Source organism: Novosphingobium sp. Chol11 (assembly GCF_945870625.1).
In the GTDB taxonomy this organism is placed as follows: Bacteria; Pseudomonadota; Alphaproteobacteria; order Sphingomonadales; family Sphingomonadaceae; genus Novosphingobium.
The window spans coordinates 1-18,559 of sequence record NZ_CAMBTS010000055.1; the positions used below are offsets into that span (position 1 = coordinate 1).

The window sequence follows — 18,559 nt, forward strand, 5'->3', positions numbered from 1 at the left end:
ATCGAACCGCCGGTCCAGTTTGTAGCGGATCCATTCGGCGCTGGCCTGCTCGGTCAAAAGCGCGGCGGAGGCACGGATCTGGTCGTCGAAGTCGATGAAGCCCTCGCGCTCCTTGGCTGCATTCCATGCCAGCGCAAAGCGGCGGCCCAAGGTGAGCGCCGGATCGAGCCGACCGGCGAGATCAATCAGCGCCTGCATCTCGCTAACCTGCAGCAAGCACGCGATCACTCGCGCCTGATAGTCCGCATAGCCGGGCTGCTTCTTCTCGATATTGGTCGCCGAACGAGCGATGCCATCCTTGCGCAAGAAGCACAGCGCAAAGTCCTTGAACCCGGCCAAACGCCCTTTCGCCGCTCCTTCGAGCCAGTCGCTGAGGATGCTGGCCGTATCGAGGCCAGTCTTGGTTCCCCACGCGGTGTTCATCCCCATGCAACGCCGCACTGCGTCTATATCGAAAGTGCCATCGCTGACCAGTTCGGCAAGGCCGGAGCCATCTTCATCCGCCGCCAGCCCCAGCACCTGATTGATGCGCGGGCGCAGCGGCGGCTGCCACGCCCCCGGCCCTTCCCACAATTCGCGCGTCTCGGCGCAGCGCATGAGGAAGCCCTCGATGTCGCGCTGCCCCATCCGCAGGCTCAGCGCCGCAATCGCCTCCAGCAGCGCATGATCGCCATGGCGCTCGCCTTCGATCAGCACATCGGCCAGCACCTGCCGCATCAGCAGATCGCGGTCGCGGTCTTCCATCGCGCGGGTGCCGGGGCGCAGGCCCGCCTCGATCGGAAACACCGAAAGCAACCATTGCGCAAAGCCGTGGATCGTGCCGATGCGCAGGCCCCCGCCCGGGCAATCGAGCACCGCGGCAAAGCGGCTGCGCGCGCGCTCCAGCGTATCCGGCCCGATGCTCGCGCCGATTGCCCCCAAGTCCTTGGCCAGTGCGGCATCATCGAGGCGCACCCAGCGAGCCAGCACATCGTTGACCCGCGTGGCCATTTCCGCCGCGCCCGCCTTGGTGAACGTCAGGCACAGGATCTGGTCGGGTTCGACCCCGCCTTGCAACAGCAGGCGCAGCACACGCGACGAGAGCACCTGCGTTTTGCCCGTACCAGCGGACGCGGACAGCCATACACTGCGTGCAGGCGAAACGGCATCACGCTGCTCGCCCTTGAGCGGATGGAGTTTACTCATGGCTGCGCCTCGCGGGCCGCGCGGCCTTGCCACTCATCGAGCCGCATCAGCTGGTCATAATCGGAATAGACCGCCAGATCGGGATTGAGCCGCGCGGTGAACGGCTCCGCGCCCAGTATCCACCGCGCGATGGCTTCGCGCAGATAGCCCTCGGTCTCGGGAACGAACTCCTCGCGCTTGAGCCCGGTCTTCTTCTTGGTCCCCTCCAAGACCGGCTCGATCATCTCGCCAAAGCCGTCGCCCTTTTTGCGTTTACCGAGTGACCAGTATTCAAAGCCCGAGGCCGTACCCGCAATGCCGGTGAACCCGCCGCGCTCGGCCATCAGCGCCAGCAGGCCCAATTGCAGCGCAAATCCGTTCTCCACCTGCTTGGCCGAAGGCGGGCTGCCGGTCTTGTAATCGACCACCGCCAGCGAGCCGTCCGCCTTGCGGTCGATCCGGTCAGCGCGGCCATGGATCGTGATGCCATCGATCCGGATGTCGCCCTGAAGCTCTGAGCCCAGCACCGTGCGCCCCTGATAGCGCAAAGTGGCCGAATGCTCCTCGATCCAATCGAGCGCCGCGATCAGGCGCGGCCGCCATAGCCCGCGCATGAACGGGTGCGCGCTCAACGCATCGAGCATGCCGTTGGCCAGCGGGATCAACGCGCCCGGCGCTGCGCCTGCTTTGTGCCACGCATCGAGGACATTATGCACTGCTATGCCCCGCCAAGCGGGCGTGGGATCGGCATCGAGCGGATCGAGCGCGCTTAGCCGCAAGATGCTCGAAGCGTAAAACTGGTAGGGATCACCGCGCAGCCGGTCGAGCCCGGTGACTGAAATGCCGACCCGGCGCTGCGCCGCCGAAGGCATCGGCATCGGCTGCGGATAGGGCGGCGCGGCGGCGGCGCGGTCCAGCGCGCGGGCAAAGCTGACCGCGTCCTGCTCCATGCGCACCTGTTCGCCGAGCATGGCGCGAAGGCGCAGCACAAAGCGCGAAGGAATGACCGGACCTGCGGCATCGCGCGCCGCATAGCTCAGCACCACTTCGGGCGCGCCAAGCGCGGCGGCGAGATCGTGTGCGGCAAGGCCGATGCGAAAATCCGCGCCGGGAATGCCCAGTGCGCGCAGCACTGGCGGCGCGAGCAGCGGATCGGGCGCGGGAGCTGCGGGCCAGCTGCCCTCGGTCATCCCGCCGCAGATCACCAGATCGGCGCGGCTCATCCGCGCTTCGAGCAAGCCATAGATGGCAAGGCGCGGATGGCCGCCATAGGGCGGGCGCACCGCCACTTCGTCCATGGCATCGCGCAGCAGCGCGGGCAGTTCGCGCGGGTCGATGGCGAGCCCAACCTCGCCCGCCGCGCTGCTCCATTGCTCGATCCAGACCGACAGGGCGCGCCCATCGGCCTGCGCCCAGATCGCCTCGCCGCACAGCGCTTCGGCCACGAGCGTCAGTCGCTCAAGCGCTTCGCCAAGTGGCAGGCGCGCGGGCGCGCGGTCGATGCCTGGTGCGATCGGCGCAATCAGGGTCTCCACCTCGCGCCACCAGTCCGCCAGCCCCGGCCACGCTTTGAGCTTGCCCTCGACCGCGCTGCGCACGGCCTCCAGCCCCGGCCCAGGCCGGGGTCCGCGCAGCGCCAAATCAAGTTGGCGCACCCGCTCAAGCCAATCCGCCCGCGCGCCCGCGCCCTTCACCAGCGGATGGCCGAGCAGAGCCAGCAGCGGCACTGGCGCCACGCTTTGGGCCCACACATCGGCAAGTTGCAGCAACAACCGCCCAGCGGCGGTCAGCGGCAGCGGCTTGCCGGCGGTGTCGTCCGCCGCGATGTTCCAGCGCGCGAGATGCGCGACGAGCCGCTGCGCCAGCGCGCGATCCGGCGTAACCACCGCGACGCGCCGCTCCGGCACGGCCAACGCCGCGCGGACCAGCACCGCGATGGCCTGCGCTTCTTCGCCGGGATGCGCGGTTTCCATCACGCGAACCCCGGCCATGCGCCGGTCTTCTGCGGGCAAAGTCGCCCAGATCGTGCTGGCGGCAGGCGGAAGAAACAGGTTCGAGATCGCCCTTGCCCGCGCCGGCGGCGCAGCGGAGAGCCCCGAGCGATGCCATGGCTGCACCTCACCGCGCGCAATGCCCATCCGGTTCAGCAGCAGCTTGAGGTGGTATTGCGGGTGGGTCACTGCATCGCCGCGCCCGAAAACCGGCCCGCCAGGCTCGTGCGAAATCCCGGCGGAGCCAAGTGCCTCCCACACATCATCGGCAAGCGCGAGATCAAGATCAGGCAGGATCACCGCGCCTTGCGGCATACAGGCCACGGTGCGCAACAGCCGCGCCACAGCCGGAGCCGCCGAGGTGACGCCCGCCGCCACCACCGCATGCGGCGGCGGCTGCGCCTGCCAGCGCTGCGCGACATGTTCGAGCAGCCGGTTGCGCCGCTGGGGCGGATCGAGCTCGCCGCGCGCCGCAAGTTCAGCCTGCCAGTAGGTCAATATCCTTGCGAACAGCACTGTGCTCTGCTGCCAATGCTCGGAAAGATCATGCACCAGCCCGATCACCTCGGGATCGAGCAATTGGCCTGCGGGTACATCTTCGACCGCCATCCGGTCCATGGTCTGCGCGATCATCCGTGCCTGGCGCAGCAACGCGGCCTCGCCCGGTGCCTTGTCGCCCAATTCCTCGCCAAGCCTTGCCGCAAGGCGCAGCACGCGCTGCACCGGGTCGGCCGCGCGCGGTATCCCTGTCCCCGCGCCCAGCGGATCGAGCAGCGGTCCTAGCGTCTCATCCAGATCGAGATCGCCGACCACCACCATGCGTGGCAGCAGCAATCCTGCATTCCCGCCAGTTCCGCTGGCGCGGACAAACGCTTCGGTTACTGTCCGCAGGGTGCGCGTGCTGGGCAGCAGCAAAGTCAGCCGCGCAAGGCCAAAGCCATCTTCGCGGTAGCGCGGGAGCAGGCCCGCAACGAGCGCATCGGCAAAGCCGCGATGCGCGGCGATAGAATAGACAGTCGGCATATGCGCCGCAGAATCGGATAGGCGGGCCTCAGCCACCGAGCAGAGCGGCTTCGGTCGGCGCGATCATCTGCGGCGCGCCGACTTCGAACCACAGGCCGGTATGCGAAATGCCGAAGAGCCTGCCCTCGGCAATCGCGCGGTCCCACAGCACGCCGGTCGAAAACGAACCGGCAGGCGCATCGCGCAACAAGCGCTGAGAAACCAGCTGGATGCCGGTAAAAATGAACGGCGCGACCCGGCCCGGCTTGCGGCGTCTGATGCGGCCAAGCGGATCAAGCTCGAAATCGCCGCGCCCATCGTGATTGTAGGCGCGGGCATGGCCGACCAGCAAAAGCAACGCATCCATCTGCGCCGCATCCCAGGCATGGCTGAGCGCAGCAAAGGCATTGGTCGGACCATCGAGCCAGATGTTGTCGCTATTGACGCAGAAAAACGGCTCGGTCCCGATCAAAGGCAGCGCCTTGACCATGCCCCCGCCTGTTTCGAGCAGCGAGGCGGTCTCGTCCGAAATGCTCACCGCGGGCGCAGTGCGGTTTGCCAGATAGGCGATCATCTGATCGGCCATATAGTGCACGTTGACCACCGCGCGGGCCACGCCGGCTTCCTTCAGCTTGTCGAGCGTATAGTCGATAAGCGGCTTGCCCGCGACGCGCACCAGCGGCTTGGGCCGCGATGCGGTCAGCGGACGCATGCGTTTGCCGAGGCCAGCCGCAAGCACCATCGCGACATCGCTCGCCAATGACTTGCTCATGGCACGAACTTCCCGCCGCCACTTTCCCGCAAATCCGCCGGTATATGCGCATCGAACCAGCGCGCCACCGGGGCCAGCGCCGGATGCGCCAGATCGCGTTCCAGCAAACGCCAGACGCGAGGAATGTAATCCAGATAGCGCGGCTTGCCGTCGCGCTTCCACAGCCGCACGAAAATGCCAATGATCTTCGCGTTGCGCTGCGCACCGAGCCGGGCATAATCGGCGCGAAATTCGCCGCCGGCGCGGCTTTGTTCGATATAGTAGGCGAGCATCGCCTGTTCGAACGCGGGGTCCACATCGCGCCGCGCATCCTGCAACAGGGATACCAAGTCATAAGCGGGATGGCCCACAAGCGCGTCCTGAAAATCAAGCAGCCCCTGCTGATCGAGATCGCCGAGCAGCATGATGTTCTCTGCATGATAATCGCGCAGCACGGTTACCCCCGGGCGCTGGCGCGACAGCAAGGATCCCAGCACCTCGTCCCACGCCCCCGTCCAGCTTGGACCATCGACATAAAGCCCGCGCGCCGGGCAATACCAATCGATGAACAGCTTCGCCTCGCGCTGGTATTCAGCGAGCGAATAGTGGGTGAACGGCCCAGGCGGAAGGCGGTGCAACTGGCTTAGTGTATCGATCGCATGGCGATAGATCACCTCGCCATCCTGCGGCCATGCGTCGACATATTCGCGCATCCGCACGTCGCCAAAATCCTGCAACAGGACGAGCCCGACCGGCGCATCCTCGGCCAGAATAACCGGCGCACGCAGGCCATTGGCGTCGAGCCAACGCGCCGCCCGCAAAAATGGCTCGGGATCTTCATGGGGCGGCGGTGCAAACATCAGCATGGCAGATCGCTCGCCCATCCGCACACGGAAATAGCGGCGGAACGATGCGTCGCCCGGCAAGGGCTCGATCTGGGCATCACCCCAACCGGCCTTGGCCAGAAACGGGAGTGCGGCTGCAGGGATGCTCAATTCCATCCCGCGCGCTCTAGCCAATCTTTGCCGGGTTGGACAATGGCCGCACGCCCATTTTCCAACATATCGAGCCGGATCGACAGGCAACCCGGTTCATGGGCGAAGCCGCCGGCGTGTTCGGGCCATTCGGCGATCATCGCTGCATCGGCGCGGTAATCATCCAGCCCGATCTCGGCAAGCTCAGCTGGATCTTCCAGCCGATAGAAATCGGCATGGACCAGCGGCAGGCGGACTTGCGGCGGCTCATAAAGTTCGATGATCGCAAAGCTGGGTGATGGCACTTCCCCGGCATATCCCAGCGCCGCGATGATCGCGCGCGCCAGCGTGGTCTTGCCCGCGCCGAGCGGGCCCGATAGCGCGATCACATCGCCCGCGCGCAGCGCCCGCGCCAAGCGCTGCCCAAATAGCGCAGTGGCAGCCAGATCGGGCAGTTCGGCAATCATGGCATGTTCTCACTCATGGCAGACGGATCACCGCGCTGGTGCCTTGCCCTGCTTGCGACATCAGTTCGAACGTCCCGCCATGCGCCTCGATCAATTGGCGCACAAGCGGCAGACCAAGTCCGGCGCGGCGTTCGGTTGCCGTGCCGTCCTCGTTCATTTTGAAGCCATCGAGCGCGCGCGCAAGATGCTCTGCATCCATTCCCCGCCCGTTGTCGGATACCACAACCTGAACGCCGCCGACGCTCGCAGCAGCGCCTTTGGAGCCAGCCTTGGTTCGCGAAGCTTCGATCAATATTCTGCCTCCGCTTGGGGTGGCGGCCATGGCATTGTCGATCAATTGGCCACACACGCGCAGCAAGCGCCGCCGATCCCCAATAACAGTGCCGATGGCGGATGGACAGCGCAAGTCCAAGGTCAGCGCTGCGGCGGCAAGCCGATCAGCCCGTTCGCGCACGGCATCGCTCAGCAGTGCGCGGACCTCGACCGGGGCCTGCGCCAAAGGCAGAGTCCCCGCTTCGCTTTGCGACAGATCGAGCACATTTTCGATCTGCTCGCCCAGACGTTCGACCGAAGCAAGGATCGCGGCGACATATTCCTGGGCCTGCGGGGTGATTTCCCCCGCCACACCGGCTGCCAGCAACTCGGCAAACCCGCCAATCGAGGTCAGCGGTGTGCGGAATTCATAGCTCATGTTGGCGATGAACCGCGTCTTGACGGCATCCGCCTCGATCAGCGCGGCGTTGCGTTCGCGCAGGGCTGCCTCTGCTTTGTGCGAATCAGTCACATCGAGCACCGTCAGCAGGCCATTGCCATCGGGCAGAGGCACCCCGCCAAAGGCCAGATGACGGCCATCGGCCAAGGCAAGCCGCCCGGTTTTCTGTTGGCGTTCGAGCGTTGCCGCCTGGATGACTTGACCAATCACGCCCACTTGCGCCGGCCGTTTCAGCTTGCCCGCGATGCGACCGAGCAGAATGTCGGCGCGTGGGTGCCCGCTCAGGAACTCCTCTTCAAGTTCCCAATCTGCGGCAAACCGGCGATTCCACAGCTGCAGCTTGCTATCAGGCCCGAACACCGCCAGCGATTCAAACAGATTGTCGAAGGTGGCTGTGCGTGTGCGCAGCAAGGTGTCGCGCGTTGCCGAAAGTTGGAGCTGCTCGGTGCGATCTTCAAAGATCATCAACAACCCGCCATCGGGCATGGGCTGACCGACAACCCGCAGGTGCGTGCCATCGCTGAGTAGCCACGGCTCCTCGCGCGGCTCGCGCGCCAGAAACCAGCCTTGCCGTTCGCGCCGCCATTCGGGAAAATCGCGCACTTCGGGCAGCCGCCCACCATCACGAAGCCGATCAAGCACCCGGTCGAACGGCGGCGCGTCGACTACCCAAGCCTGCGATACGCCAAAGATGCGCAGAAATGGCTGATTGGCAAAGACAAGGCTGCGCTTCTCGTCAAACTGCGCGATTCCGGCCGAGAGCGTATCGAGCATCTGGCGCTGTGCGACGCGAAAACGGCGGAACTGCCGCTGTAGTTCCTCGGCTTCCTCGATATCGACCCCGTAGCCCGCCACGCCTTCGCTGCCCAGCGGCAGATCCGACACACGCAGTGCACGGCGCTGGCCGCCGATCGTGGCGGAAACGGTACGCTCGATCGGCATGCTGCGCGTTTGCGCCTGCTGTGCGACTTGCGCTGCGCTCAATCCGCCTTCGGGTTCGATCAATTCGGTGCCCGCCGCCACCACTTCGGCCCCGCTCCTGCCGCCAACCGCTTTGACATAGGCAGTGTTGACCAGCCGCAGCTTCATGTCGGGCGCGCGAAACCACATCGGCAGCGGTGCCGCTTCGATCAGCCCTGCCAGCGCCGCGAAATCGGCGCGCGCACTGGCCGCCTCGGCGCGCAGGGCACGCAGCTCCTGCTCGCTGTCGCTGAAATCGAAAATCCAGACCAGCGCCGCGCCACCGGGCGAAACCTGCGGATCAGCAAGATTGCCGCGCACGCCCAGCGTCTTGCGCCCGCCGCGGGCGGTGAGCGCGAGCTGAAACGGCGCGCCGGTTTTCTGGGTCTTGCGCACCGCATTGCCCAGCTGCGAAAGCTGAAACTCGTCGAGCCCGGCGTCGCCTGCGTCAAGCTCGCTCAGATAGCCGGGCATGGCATCGAGCCCGAACCAGCCAGCCAGCCTCGACGGCCCCTCGATCCGGCCATCGGCGCGCACCAGCAGCGGCAGCGCGGGCGCTTCTTCGACCATCCGCGAAAGCCTGCGCGCGAGCCGCTGGCTCGCCTCGCTCCGCCGCACACGCGCCTGCGACGCCAAGACCGTCCAAGCCGCCAACGCGCTCCACGCGGCGAGGACAAGTCCGATGATGACGAGGGCTGACTGGCTGACGATCATTGCGTCATGGCTAGGGCGGCGGCCATCAAATTACAATGTGAACCCGCCACAAGCTGTGGGCGCGGCGCGATAGGAAAAGCGCGCCAATTGTATTCTCGAAAGGGCAAGCCGCATGAGCCGGTCCCCGGCAGAGCGGGGACCGGCTCATAAATCTGGCTTAGTAACGATAGTGGTCGGGTTTGAACGGACCTTCAGCCGAAATGCCGATGTAGCTCGACTGGCGTGGCGAGAGCTTGGTCAGCTTGACGCCCAGCTTCTCAAGATGGAGCGCGGCTACCTTCTCGTCGAGATGCTTGGGAAGGACGTAGACTTCGTTCTTGTATTGCGCCGCCTTGGTGAACAGCTCGATCTGCGCCAATGTCTGATTGGTGAAGCTCGCGCTCATCACAAAGCTGGGGTGTCCGGTGGCGCAGCCCAGATTGACCAGACGGCCCTTGGCCAGAATGATGATCTGCTTGCCCGCAGCGCCGTCTTCGGCCGGAAACTCGACCAGATCGGTGCCCGGCTTTACTTCGGTCCACTTGTAATTGTCGAGCGCCGAGATCTGGATCTCGCTATCGAAATGGCCGATGTTGCAGACGATGCTCATAGGGCGCATGGCCTTCATGTGCTCGGCGGTGATCACGTCCTCGTTGCCGGTCGCGGTCACGAAGATGTCGGCGCGGGTCACCGCTTCCTCCATCGTCACCACTTCATACCCTTCCATCGCCGCCTGCAACGCGCAGATCGGATCGACTTCGGTGACCATCACGCGCGCGCCGCCATTGCGCAGCGAGGCAGCCGAGCCTTTGCCGACATCGCCGAACCCGGCGACGCAGGCTACTTTGCCCGCCAGCATCACGTCGGTTGCACGGCGGATCGCGTCGACCAGCGATTCCTTGCAACCATAAAGGTTGTCGAACTTGGATTTGGTCACGCTGTCATTCACGTTGATCGCCGGGAACGGCAGCTTGCCGTCCTTGGCGATCTGATAAAGCCGGTGAACACCAGTGGTAGTCTCTTCGGAAACGCCCTTGATATGAGCCACCGACATCGTGAGGTAGCCCGGCTTCGCCTTCACATACGCCTTCAGCGCGTGCTGGAACTCGATTTCCTCGGCGTTGGCAGGCTCAGGCATCGTGTCGCCGGCTTCGAGCCGTGCGCCCCAAAGCGCAAACATCGTCGCATCGCCGCCATCATCGAGGATCAGGTTGGCAGTCTGGCCATTGCCATTGACGTCCCAATCGAAGATCTTGCCGACATAGTCCCAATATTCGGCCAGCGTCTCGCCCTTGATCGCGAACACCGGAATGCCTGCCGCCGCGATCGCGGCCGCGGCGTGGTCCTGCGTCGAGTAGATGTTGCAGGTTGCCCAGCGCACATCGGCGCCCAGCGCGGTGAGCGTTTCGATAAGCACAGCGGTCTGGATCGTCATGTGCAGCGATCCGGTGATGCGCGCGCCTTTCAGCGGCTGCGACGCGCCAAATTCTTCGCGCAGCGCCATCAGACCGGGCATTTCGGTTTCAGCGATGCGGATTTCGGCGCGGCCAAATTCGGCCAGCCCCAGATCGGCGATCACATAATCTTTCACTGATTCCTGAACACTGGCCACCAAAACTTCTCCTGCGATTGGAACGATCAATATGCCCGATTTTGTGGGGCCTTCGCGGGCCTCTTAGCGGCTTGGGCACGGGATCGCAAATGCTATATAAAGAGACCTTTATATGGCCCTAATTTTGTCCGGTCATCGTCATGTGGCCGGTTGTGCTGATCGGTGCCGGGGCTATATTCTGGCCAAGCGCGCAGATTCCCTGCGCACAGAGAGGACTATCCAAAAATGACGATCGCGGTTGGAGAAAAGCTGCCTGACGTGAAACTGGTCAAGGCAACGGCAGACGGCATCGATGCGGTGCAATCGGCGGCGTATTTTGCCGGCAAGCGGATCGCGGTGTTCTCGGTTCCGGGCGCTTTCACGCCAACTTGCTCGGCCAAGCACCTGCCGGGCTTTGTCGAAAAAGCCGATGCGATCCGCGCCAAGGGCGTCGACGAGATCGTCTGCACCGCTGTGAACGATCCGTTCGTGATGAAGGCGTGGGGCGCGGCCAGCGGTTCGGCCGACGTGACCATGCTGGCCGACGGCAACGGCGATTTCGCCAAGGCGCTGGGGCTCACCATGGACGGCACCGGCTTTGGCCTTGGCATCCGCGGCCAGCGCTTTGCGATGATCGTCAACGACGGCACGGTCGAGCAGCTTCACGTCGAAGCACCGGGCGATTTCAACGTCAGCTCGGCCGAGTACGTCCTCGAGCATCTATGATGCCATAAAGCCTTTGGTGCTTGTCCTTTAGGACAAGCACCAAAGGCTAATCGCAGGCCTATCGCTCCAACAGGGGCTGCAGAAACCGAATGATGCGAGCCTCCAGCGCGATGCGCTTGTCGGACCAGCTGTGGTCGGTTGCGACGTGAACGGCTCGCAGTTTGGTCCCTCCGGACTTGCGGATGGCAGCGACCAGCGCGTCGGTTTGCGGCGCAAGCCCATCATCCGAGGAGAGCACCAGCATAGGCGTTGCGGCCAGCGCGCCTGCCTTGGCGACAAGCCCATTGGCATCGGCCGCGCCGAGAATTTCATCGGTCATCGCCTCGGGTGATGTACCCGCCAGGCTCTCCATATCGTCGGCCATGTGTTTCAGCAGCGCGGGGCGGTCCATGCGGCCCATCGCGCCAAAGTCAGCCGCCGAAACCAGCACCAGCCCCGCCAGCCCCTTTTCCTGCGAACCGGCCATCGCCGTCACCCAGCCGCCCATGCTGTGGCCGACCACAGCCAACCGCGTGGCATCAATCCCCAGCTTATCGGCAGTGGCCCCGGCCCGCAGATAGGCGAGCACCGCGCGCAAATCCTCAGGGTTTTGCGCAAAGCGGAAACTGCCGGGACTGCCCCATGATCCGCGATAATTGAATGTGATCGCATTCCAGCCCGCCCGGCGCAGCGCCTGCGCCAGATCGAGGTTCTTCTCATTGCCGGGCAAGCCATGGCAAATCACGACAGTCGGATGCGGCCCCTTGCCAGACGCCAGATAGGCGATGCCATTGATCTCGACGCCGCCGGTGGGAATGTGCAAAACCGCCATGCGCGCCGGATGCGCCTTGTCTTGCGGCGGATCGCGATAAATCGCGGCGGACAACTGGGCGGCTTTTGGCGGCTGAGCCTGCGCCTCAGCGCCGAGCAAGGCAAGTGCAACCGAACCTGCTCCTAGCAACACGTTCTTGACCATCGTCGCCCCCTCATGAAGCCTGTTCAAAAACCCATGAGGCTGAGCACTTCCTTGCGGCTGCGGTGATCCTCCAGAAAGGTGCCGATGAGGCGGCTTGTCACCATCCCTACGCCCGGCGTGCGGACACCGCGCCCGGTCATGCAGCCATGCTGCGCCTCGATCACCACCGCCACGCCGTGCGGCTTCAGGTTGTCCCAGATGCATTGCGCCACTTCGGACGTCAGCCGTTCCTGAATTTGCAGGCGGCGCGAAAAGGCATTGAGCACCCGCGCGAGCTTGGAAATGCCAACCACCTTGTCGCGCGGCAGATAAGCAATCGAGGCTGTGCCGGTGATCGGCGCCATGTGATGTTCGCAATGCGATTGGAAAGGAATGTGCTTCAGCAGCACAAGCTCCTGATAGCCGCCCACTTCCTCGAACTGACGGGCGAGGTGCGCCGCCGGATTCTCGCCGTAACCCTGGCAATACTCTTTCCAGGCGCGCGCAACGCGCTTGGGCGTATCAATCAGTCCTTCGCGCGAGGGGTCTTCCCCTGACCAACGCAGCAAAGTGCGAATTGCCTCTTGCACCTCATCGGGTACGAGCAGCTTGCCCGTAATTGACTCGTCGTCATCATCCGGACCTGAAAAATCATCGCCCGGAAGACCATCTGCAAGTTTGTCTGTCATGTCATGAGGCTTTTAATGTTGCGCAATCACCAGCTCGTCTGGATGCGCCATGTTAAGGTCAGAGCGCAGCAGCTCTCCCACCAGATCGGGATCGGCATGCCGGGGATCAAGCAAAGCGACGCGATTTTTGAGGCGGTCGCGCTCTGCGGTCAGGTCCTTGAGCTCTTTTTCCCGCTGATCGAGCAGCCGCGCGTTCTCGTTCCACGCGAGCAAGCCGCTGGGGCCCACTAAAGCAACCGCACCCAGCAGCAGCAGCGCCAAGAGCGCGAACGACTGCGAAACGCTCTGACGCGGAATTCTAAGATGGGTAGCAGCACGTTTCATCGACTGTCACAGAATCACACTTGCCCGGCAGGTTCAAGGCAAAACCGCAAGCACCGCTGATAATCCTCGCGATCGGCGCGCTTTGTCCAGCCACGCTGACTGCCGATCAATCCGGAATCACCGCCGTCGTCTCGATCTCGACCAGTGCCGCCGCTTCCACCAGACGGGTCACCCCGACAACCGCCATCGCCGGGAAGTTCTTGCCAATCACCTCGCGCCAGACGGCCCCGATCTCTGGCAAGTGATCGCGGTAAGCGTCCATGTCGGTCACATACCATGTCATCCGCACGACATGTTCCGGCGCAGCACCTGCTTCGGCCAGCACAGCGACCGTGTTTTCGAGGCACTGGCGCAATTGCGCTGGCAGACCGGAGGGAAACGCTTCAGCGGCATCCCAGCCAACCACGCCGCCAGTCCAGACCGTGGTGCCGCGCGCCACGATGCCGTTGGCATAGCCTTTGGGGCGCGGCCAACCCGGGGGCAATAGCGCGCGGTGCACCGTCATGCCGGCGCACCTTCGGCAACGGCGGCAAACACCGGCAAGGCGCGGGTCACATCGGACCAGGGATGCGGGCGAGAAGTCGTGAAATCCATCTGCACGACAGTCTGCAACACCGAAAAGCGCGGCTCGCCGTCCACGGTGACGGTGGTTTGAAACGTGAGTGATGTGCGGCCAAGCTTCACCGGCACAATCTCGAACGTAATCAGCTCACCAAGGCGGCAAGGGTGCGTGAACTGCACTTGCAAATCGATCGTCGGGATCCCCAGACGTTCACGCAAATGCGTCTGCGCGCGGTCGGCCCCAGTCACCTCGGTCATGAAATCTTCCACTGCGCCGTCGAGTATCTCGAGAAGCCGCGGGAAATAAGCAAATCCCGCCGGGTCGCAATGCGCAAAGCGAACAGGATAAGTGTAACGATACGTCATGCAGCATTTGCTTTCAGAAGAGCCCGGGCAAATAGGCGCGAGCGATGAACGGACCTGTCCTCTCCCGTCAAATCCCTCAGGTCAATTCCCTTCAAACACCGGGGCACGCTTTTCGGCAAAGGCCTTATAAGCGCGCGTAAAGTCACCCGTCGTCATGCAGATGGCCTGCGCCTGCGCTTCCATCTCGATCGCGACATCGAGGCTTACCGCCCATTCGATATTGAGCTGGTTCTTGGTCATGCCATGCGCAAAGGTCGGCCCAGCGGCCAGCGACGCCGCTATTGCTTGCGCCTCGGCCAGCACATCGCCGTCGATGATGCGGTTGAAAAAGCCCCAGCGGTCGCCTTCATCGGCCGTCATCACACGTCCGCTGAACAGCAGTTCGGATGCCCTGCCCTGTCCGATCAGGCGCGGCAGAATGGCGCACGCGCCCATGTCGCAGCCAGAAAGCCCCACCCGCGTGAACAGAAACGCAGTCTTTGCGCGGGGCGTGGCATAGCGCAAGTCGCTTGCTATCGCGAGGATGGCGCCTGCGCCGACACAGACGCCGTCGATCGCCGAAATGATCGGCTGCGGGCACGCGCGCATCGCCTTGACCAGATCGCCGGTCATGCGGGTGAACGCCAGCAATTCGGGCATCGCCATCCTGGTCAGCGGCCCGATAATCTCATGTACATCGCCGCCGGAGCAGAAATTGCCGCCCGCGCCGGTCAGCACGACAACCTTGACCGCAGGAGTGTAAACCAGCGTGCGAAACAGGTCGCGCAGTTCGGCATAGCTGTCAAAGGTCAGCGGATTCTTGAGATCGGGCCGATCAAGCGTAATCGTGGCCACCCCTGCCGCAAAGCTCCAGCGAAAGTGGGCCGGCGTATAGTCCTCAGGCGTCATTGGCATCTTCTCCGGCAATCGACATTTTGAGTGCGCCGAGCAGATCGAACAACTTCTCGCGCTGCTCGCGGTTCAGGCTGTTCATCATTGCATCGACCCATTCGTGGTGTGCCGACGCCAGTGTCTCGAAATGCGCTGCGCCGCTCTGGGTCAGTTGCACGATCGAGACGCGCCGGTCGGTCGGCGATGGCGATATCGCGACATGACCATCGCGCACCAGCAGGCGCACCAACGCGGTTACATTTCCGTTCGAGACCAGCAGGGATGACGAAAGCGCGCCCATCGTCATGCCCAGCGGGTGCCGATCCAGCGCCGCCAGCACATCAAAACGCGGCAAAGTCGCGTCGAATTGATCGGCCAAACGACGCTTCAGCCGCTTTTCAACCACCATCGTGCACGACAGCAGCCGCAGCCAGAGCCGCAGGTTCATCGTGTCGCCCAGCGCGCCGTCGTGCTTTTCCCGGATCGTCGCCACTTGCGTCACATCACTTCTCCGCCGGCCACTACAATCGCCTGGCCTGTCACCGACCGGTTCTCAGGAAGGCACAGCCAGCGCACGGCGGCGGCCACTTCAGCCGGCTCGATCAGGCGACCTTGCGGGTTGAACCGCGTCAACGCGGCGCGTCCGTCCTGGCCCGTTGCTTGCTCGATCCGCTCGATCGCTTCGTCCACAATCGCCGTGTCGGTAAAGCCGGGGCACACCGCGTTGACGGTCACCGATGTGGCCGCAAGTTCGCTCGCCAGTGCGCGGGTCAACCCGATCACGCCGTGCTTGGCCGCAACATAGGCGGATGTATAGGCATAGCCTTTCAGCCCCGCTGTGCTGGCGATGGTCACGATCCGTCCTGCTGCAGCCGCCTTCAAATCAGGCAGCGCCGCCTGCATGCAATGAAAAGCGCCGTCAAGGTTTACCGCCAGCGCTGCCCGCCACATCTCGGCGGTGGTGCGGCCAAACGGCGCAGTGGCGACGGCTCCTGCATTGTTGATCAGAATGCCGATGGGCCCATGAACGCGCCGCGCGCCTTCAAAAGCGGCAGCAACCGCAGCGGCATCGGTGACGTCGGCAACTTCGAGATGCGTGCCGGACAAAGCCGCCGCAGCATCCCGCAGCACAGCCTCGCGCCGCCCGATCAGGGTCAGCTTCGCCCCGTCGCTGGCCAGTGCGCGCGCAATCGCTGCGCCGATCCCGGTGCCGCCGCCGGTGATGACCGCGTGGATGCCCTCCAGCATCATGCTTCTAGCGCTGGTGCGGTTTCTGCTGCCCGCTGAAGATTGCGCGCCAGTTGCGCCTGCCCCGCCAGATAGGGCGGCGGCACGATCACTTGGCGGTAATCCTGCTGCGCGGCGGCGCGCAAAGTCCACATCGGGTCGATCAGGTGGGCTCTGCCGATGGCGATCAGATCCGCGCGACCGGAAAGGATGGCCGAATTGACATGGTCGGTTTCGAAAAAGTTGCCCACGGCCATCGTTGCGGTGCGCGCTTCATTGCGGATCTGGTCGGCAAACGGGGTCTGGAACATGCGGCCATAAACCGGCTTTGCCTCGGCCCAGGTTTGCCCTGCGGAAACATCGATCAGATCGGCCCCTGCGCCCGAGAATGCGGTGGCGATATGCACCGCCTCGTCAGGGGTAACGCCTGCATCGCCCATCCAGTCATTGGCCGAAATGCGCACCGCCATCGGCCGCTCGGCAGGCCAGACCGAGCGCATCGCAGAGAAAACCTCCAGCGGAAAGCGCAAGCGGTTTTCCAGCGTTCCGCCATATTCATCCGTGCGATGGTTGTGCAACGGCGTGATAAAGCTCGACAGCAGATAGCCGTGCGCCGCATGCAACTCGATCATGTCGAACCCGGCGGCAATCGCGCGCGCGGTGGCGGCGGCGAATTGATCGCGCACTACATTCATGTCCGCGCGGGTCATCGCGGCAGGCCGCGCATTATCAGCGGTCCAGCGTACTTCCGAAGCCGCCAGCAGCGGCCAGTTGCCGCTCGGCAGTGGCACATCCATGCCTTCCCAGCCCCGCCCTGTCGAACCCTTGGGTCCGGCATGGCCCAGTTGCAAACAGAACTTCGCGCCGCTGTTGGCATGGACGAAGTCAACGATCCGCTTCCACCCCGCGGCATGTTCCTCGTTATACATGCCGGGGCAGCCAGGGGTGATGCGCCCCTCCGCTGAAACGCAGGTCATTTCCGTATAGACGAGCCCTGCGCCGCCCTGCGCACGCGTGCCATAATGGACAAGGTGGAAATCGCCGGGCATGCCATCTGCTGCCATGTATGTGGCCATTGGCGAGACAACGACCCGGTTGGTGATCGGCATGTCGCGCAGGCGGAACGGCGCGAACATCGGCGGTGCCGCCTTGTTGGCCGGCGCCCCGCTGGCCTGTGAAAGGAACCAGCGCTCGACGCGTTCAAGCCACACTGGATCGCGCAGCCGCAGGTTCTCATGGCTGACCCGCTGCGAGCGGGTGAGCAGCGCATAAGTGAACTGCAGCGGATCGAAATCGAGATAGCGATCCAGCGTCTCGAACCACTCGGTCGAATTGCGCGCCGAATTCTGCAGCTTGAGCACCTCGACCGAACGTTCCGCCTGATACTCGGCAAGCGCAGCACTGCGCGAAAGGCCCGGCCGGTTCAGCACCTCGGCCAGCTTGATGGCATCCTCGAGTGCCAGCTTGGTGCCCGATCCGATCGAGAAATGCGCCGTATGCGCCGCATCGCCGATCAGGATGAGCTTATCGTAGGCCCATTGTTCGCACAGCACCCGGCGAAAATTGAGCCATGCTGCAGAGCCGATCAGGTGTTTGGCATTCGCCATAAGCGGATGGCCGTCCAGATCCTCTGCAAAGATCGCTTCGCAGGCCTTGGCCGTTGCCTCCTGATCCATGCGATCAAAACCAAGCCCCTCCCAAGTGCCTTGCGCGCACTCGACGATGAACGTGGAAAGCGCATCTTCAAACCGGTAGGCATGCATCCAGATCCAGCCATGCGGCGTCTGCTTGAAGCTGAAAGTGAAAGCTTCGAAATTCTTGCTTGTGTCCAGCCAGACGAACTTGTTGGCCCGCGTCTGGATATCGGGCTTGAAATGGTCGGCATAGCGTTCGCGCAAACGGCTGTTCACACCGTCGGCGGCGATCACTAGATCATAATCGGCATAATCTGCCAGGTCGCTGCCAAACTCATGCTCGAAATGGAGATTGGCGCCCAGTTCCCGGGCACGGTCCTGCAAGATGGCCAGCATCCGTTTGCGCCCGATCCCGATGAAGCCATGCCCCGATGAGCGCACCGCCTCGCCGCGTATCTTGACTTCGATATCGTCCCAATGCGCGAATTCGGAAGCAATGGTTTCGGCGCTGACCGGATCGTTGCGGCGCAGATTGTCCACCGTCTGGTCAGAAAACACGACCCCCCAACCAAAGGTGTCGTTCGCCTTGTTACGTTCGAACACATCGATCTGGTGCGATGGATCGCGCAGCTTCATCGAGAGCGCGAAATAAAGGCCCGCTGGCCCGCCGCCCAAACATGCAATCCGCATAACCAACTCCATCAAGATGCTTTAAGCATGAAGCAAATTAAGAGGCGCTTCAAGCACAAAGCATCGCCCGCAAGGGTTTGGGTGCGGTGGGTGTATCAACGACGAGCCCCCCGGCGATCGGCTCTGGGTTGAGCGATGGCCGGGGGGCTGGTGCATGTTGTTTCGGAGCGGCGCGCTGCGCCGCTCCGGTTGATCGAGGTGTGATCAGGCCATGATCAGGAAGTCATCGAACG

General features: G+C 63.7%; 17 protein-coding genes. 1 reads left to right on the forward strand and 16 read right to left on the reverse strand.

Annotated features, from left to right (window positions below; translation table 11 throughout):
• The 7 genes from Q0O40_RS09950 to ahcY form a co-directional block, all read right to left on the reverse strand.
• A partial coding sequence (locus Q0O40_RS09950) for a UvrD-helicase domain-containing protein (RefSeq protein ID WP_295529201.1) occupies nt 1–1,185 on the reverse strand: 1,185 nt, incomplete at its 3' end.
• Entirely contained in the window at nt 1,182–4,178 is a 2,997-nt protein-coding gene (gene addB / locus Q0O40_RS09955) for a double-strand break repair protein AddB (RefSeq protein ID WP_295529231.1), read from the reverse strand. The genes Q0O40_RS09950 and addB, both read right to left, overlap by 4 nt.
• 28 nt (nt 4,179–4,206) lie before the next feature.
• Nucleotides 4,207–4,929 carry a nucleotidyltransferase family protein gene (locus tag Q0O40_RS09960; protein ID WP_295529203.1) on the reverse strand — a complete coding sequence of 241 codons (723 nt, stop codon included), beginning with the start codon at nt 4,927–4,929 and terminating at the stop codon, nt 4,207–4,209.
• Complete coding sequence (locus Q0O40_RS09965) at nt 4,926–5,909, reverse strand: phosphotransferase (RefSeq protein WP_295529205.1); 984 nt, start codon at nt 5,907–5,909, stop codon at nt 4,926–4,928. Before Q0O40_RS09965 ends, Q0O40_RS09960 begins: the two co-directional genes overlap by 4 nt.
• The gene (tsaE, locus tag Q0O40_RS09970; RefSeq protein WP_295529207.1) at nt 5,900–6,349 is read right to left on the reverse strand and encodes a tRNA (adenosine(37)-N6)-threonylcarbamoyltransferase complex ATPase subunit type 1 TsaE; all 450 of its coding nucleotides are present in this window, start codon (nt 6,347–6,349) and stop codon (nt 5,900–5,902) included. The genes Q0O40_RS09965 and tsaE overlap by 10 nt, the downstream gene beginning before the upstream one ends.
• A 13-nt stretch (nt 6,350–6,362) precedes the next feature.
• On the reverse strand, nt 6,363–8,735 hold the full coding sequence (locus Q0O40_RS09975) for a PAS domain-containing sensor histidine kinase (RefSeq protein ID WP_295529209.1): 2,373 nt from the start codon (nt 8,733–8,735) through the stop codon (nt 6,363–6,365).
• A 157-nt stretch (nt 8,736–8,892) separates the two neighbouring features.
• Complete coding sequence (gene ahcY / locus Q0O40_RS09980; RefSeq protein ID WP_295529211.1) at nt 8,893–10,326, reverse strand: adenosylhomocysteinase; 1,434 nt, start codon at nt 10,324–10,326, stop codon at nt 8,893–8,895.
• 225 nt (nt 10,327–10,551) lie between these two features.
• Between ahcY and Q0O40_RS09985 the strand changes: the two genes are divergently transcribed.
• Nucleotides 10,552–11,031 (forward strand): peroxiredoxin, encoded by a 480-nt coding sequence (locus Q0O40_RS09985; protein WP_295529213.1) that lies wholly within the window; start codon nt 10,552–10,554, stop codon nt 11,029–11,031.
• A gap of 58 nt (nt 11,032–11,089) precedes the next feature.
• Here the strand turns inward: Q0O40_RS09985 and Q0O40_RS09990 are convergent, their stop codons facing one another.
• From Q0O40_RS09990 to Q0O40_RS10030, 9 genes are all read right to left on the reverse strand, one after another.
• A complete protein-coding gene (locus Q0O40_RS09990; RefSeq protein ID WP_295529215.1) occupies nt 11,090–11,986 on the reverse strand; it encodes an alpha/beta fold hydrolase in 897 nt (298 codons plus the stop codon).
• Between the two features lie 23 nt (nt 11,987–12,009).
• Nucleotides 12,010–12,654: a GTP cyclohydrolase I FolE gene (gene folE, locus Q0O40_RS09995; RefSeq protein WP_295529217.1), complete on the reverse strand. Its 645-nt coding sequence runs from the start codon at nt 12,652–12,654 to the stop codon at nt 12,010–12,012.
• A 12-nt stretch (nt 12,655–12,666) separates the two neighbouring features.
• Complete coding sequence (locus tag Q0O40_RS10000; RefSeq protein WP_295529218.1) at nt 12,667–12,978, reverse strand: septum formation initiator family protein; 312 nt, start codon at nt 12,976–12,978, stop codon at nt 12,667–12,669.
• 106 nt (nt 12,979–13,084) lie between these two features.
• Nucleotides 13,085–13,483 (reverse strand): RidA family protein, encoded by a 399-nt coding sequence (locus tag Q0O40_RS10005; RefSeq protein ID WP_295529220.1) that lies wholly within the window; start codon nt 13,481–13,483, stop codon nt 13,085–13,087.
• Entirely contained in the window at nt 13,480–13,905 is a 426-nt protein-coding gene (locus tag Q0O40_RS10010; RefSeq protein WP_295529222.1) for a thioesterase family protein, read from the reverse strand. Before Q0O40_RS10010 ends, Q0O40_RS10005 begins: the two co-directional genes overlap by 4 nt.
• 81 nt (nt 13,906–13,986) lie before the next feature.
• On the reverse strand, nt 13,987–14,793 hold the full coding sequence (locus Q0O40_RS10015) for an enoyl-CoA hydratase family protein (RefSeq protein ID WP_295529224.1): 807 nt from the start codon (nt 14,791–14,793) through the stop codon (nt 13,987–13,989).
• Nucleotides 14,783–15,277, reverse strand: a complete 495-nt coding sequence (locus Q0O40_RS10020) for a MarR family winged helix-turn-helix transcriptional regulator (RefSeq protein WP_295529226.1) — start codon at nt 15,275–15,277, stop codon at nt 14,783–14,785. Before Q0O40_RS10020 ends, Q0O40_RS10015 begins: the two co-directional genes overlap by 11 nt.
• Nucleotides 15,274–16,026, reverse strand: coding sequence for an SDR family NAD(P)-dependent oxidoreductase (locus tag Q0O40_RS10025; protein ID WP_295529228.1), 753 nt, complete (start codon nt 16,024–16,026; stop codon nt 15,274–15,276). Before Q0O40_RS10025 ends, Q0O40_RS10020 begins: the two co-directional genes overlap by 4 nt.
• Nucleotides 16,023–18,326, reverse strand: a complete 2,304-nt coding sequence (locus Q0O40_RS10030; RefSeq protein ID WP_295529229.1) for a bifunctional salicylyl-CoA 5-hydroxylase/oxidoreductase — start codon at nt 18,324–18,326, stop codon at nt 16,023–16,025. The genes Q0O40_RS10025 and Q0O40_RS10030 overlap by 4 nt, the downstream gene beginning before the upstream one ends.
• Nucleotides 18,327–18,559: the final 233 nt, after the last annotated feature.

What these genes read in the sequence shown, in the direction of transcription:
- addB (WP_295529231.1), bottom strand. Translation starts at nt 4,178, where the DNA reads ATGCCGACTGTCTATTCTATCGCCGCGCATCGCGGCTTTGCCGATGCG.
- Q0O40_RS09960 (WP_295529203.1), bottom strand. Translation starts at nt 4,929, where the DNA reads ATGAGCAAGTCATTGGCGAGCGATGTCGCGATGGTGCTTGCGGCTGGC.
- Q0O40_RS09965 (WP_295529205.1), bottom strand. Translation starts at nt 5,909, where the DNA reads ATGGAATTGAGCATCCCTGCAGCCGCACTCCCGTTTCTGGCCAAGGCC.
- tsaE (WP_295529207.1), bottom strand. Translation starts at nt 6,349, where the DNA reads ATGATTGCCGAACTGCCCGATCTGGCTGCCACTGCGCTATTTGGGCAG.
- Q0O40_RS09975 (WP_295529209.1), bottom strand. Translation starts at nt 8,735, where the DNA reads ATGATCGTCAGCCAGTCAGCCCTCGTCATCATCGGACTTGTCCTCGCC.
- Q0O40_RS09985 (WP_295529213.1), top strand. Translation starts at nt 10,552, where the DNA reads ATGACGATCGCGGTTGGAGAAAAGCTGCCTGACGTGAAACTGGTCAAG.
- Q0O40_RS09990 (WP_295529215.1), bottom strand. Translation starts at nt 11,986, where the DNA reads ATGGTCAAGAACGTGTTGCTAGGAGCAGGTTCGGTTGCACTTGCCTTG.
- folE (WP_295529217.1), bottom strand. Translation starts at nt 12,654, where the DNA reads ATGACAGACAAACTTGCAGATGGTCTTCCGGGCGATGATTTTTCAGGT.
- Q0O40_RS10000 (WP_295529218.1), bottom strand. Translation starts at nt 12,978, where the DNA reads ATGAAACGTGCTGCTACCCATCTTAGAATTCCGCGTCAGAGCGTTTCG.
- Q0O40_RS10005 (WP_295529220.1), bottom strand. Translation starts at nt 13,483, where the DNA reads ATGACGGTGCACCGCGCGCTATTGCCCCCGGGTTGGCCGCGCCCCAAA.
- Q0O40_RS10010 (WP_295529222.1), bottom strand. Translation starts at nt 13,905, where the DNA reads ATGACGTATCGTTACACTTATCCTGTTCGCTTTGCGCATTGCGACCCG.
- Q0O40_RS10015 (WP_295529224.1), bottom strand. Translation starts at nt 14,793, where the DNA reads ATGACGCCTGAGGACTATACGCCGGCCCACTTTCGCTGGAGCTTTGCG.
- Q0O40_RS10025 (WP_295529228.1), bottom strand. Translation starts at nt 16,026, where the DNA reads ATGATGCTGGAGGGCATCCACGCGGTCATCACCGGCGGCGGCACCGGG.
- Q0O40_RS10030 (WP_295529229.1), bottom strand. Translation starts at nt 18,326, where the DNA reads ATGCGGATTGCATGTTTGGGCGGCGGGCCAGCGGGCCTTTATTTCGCG.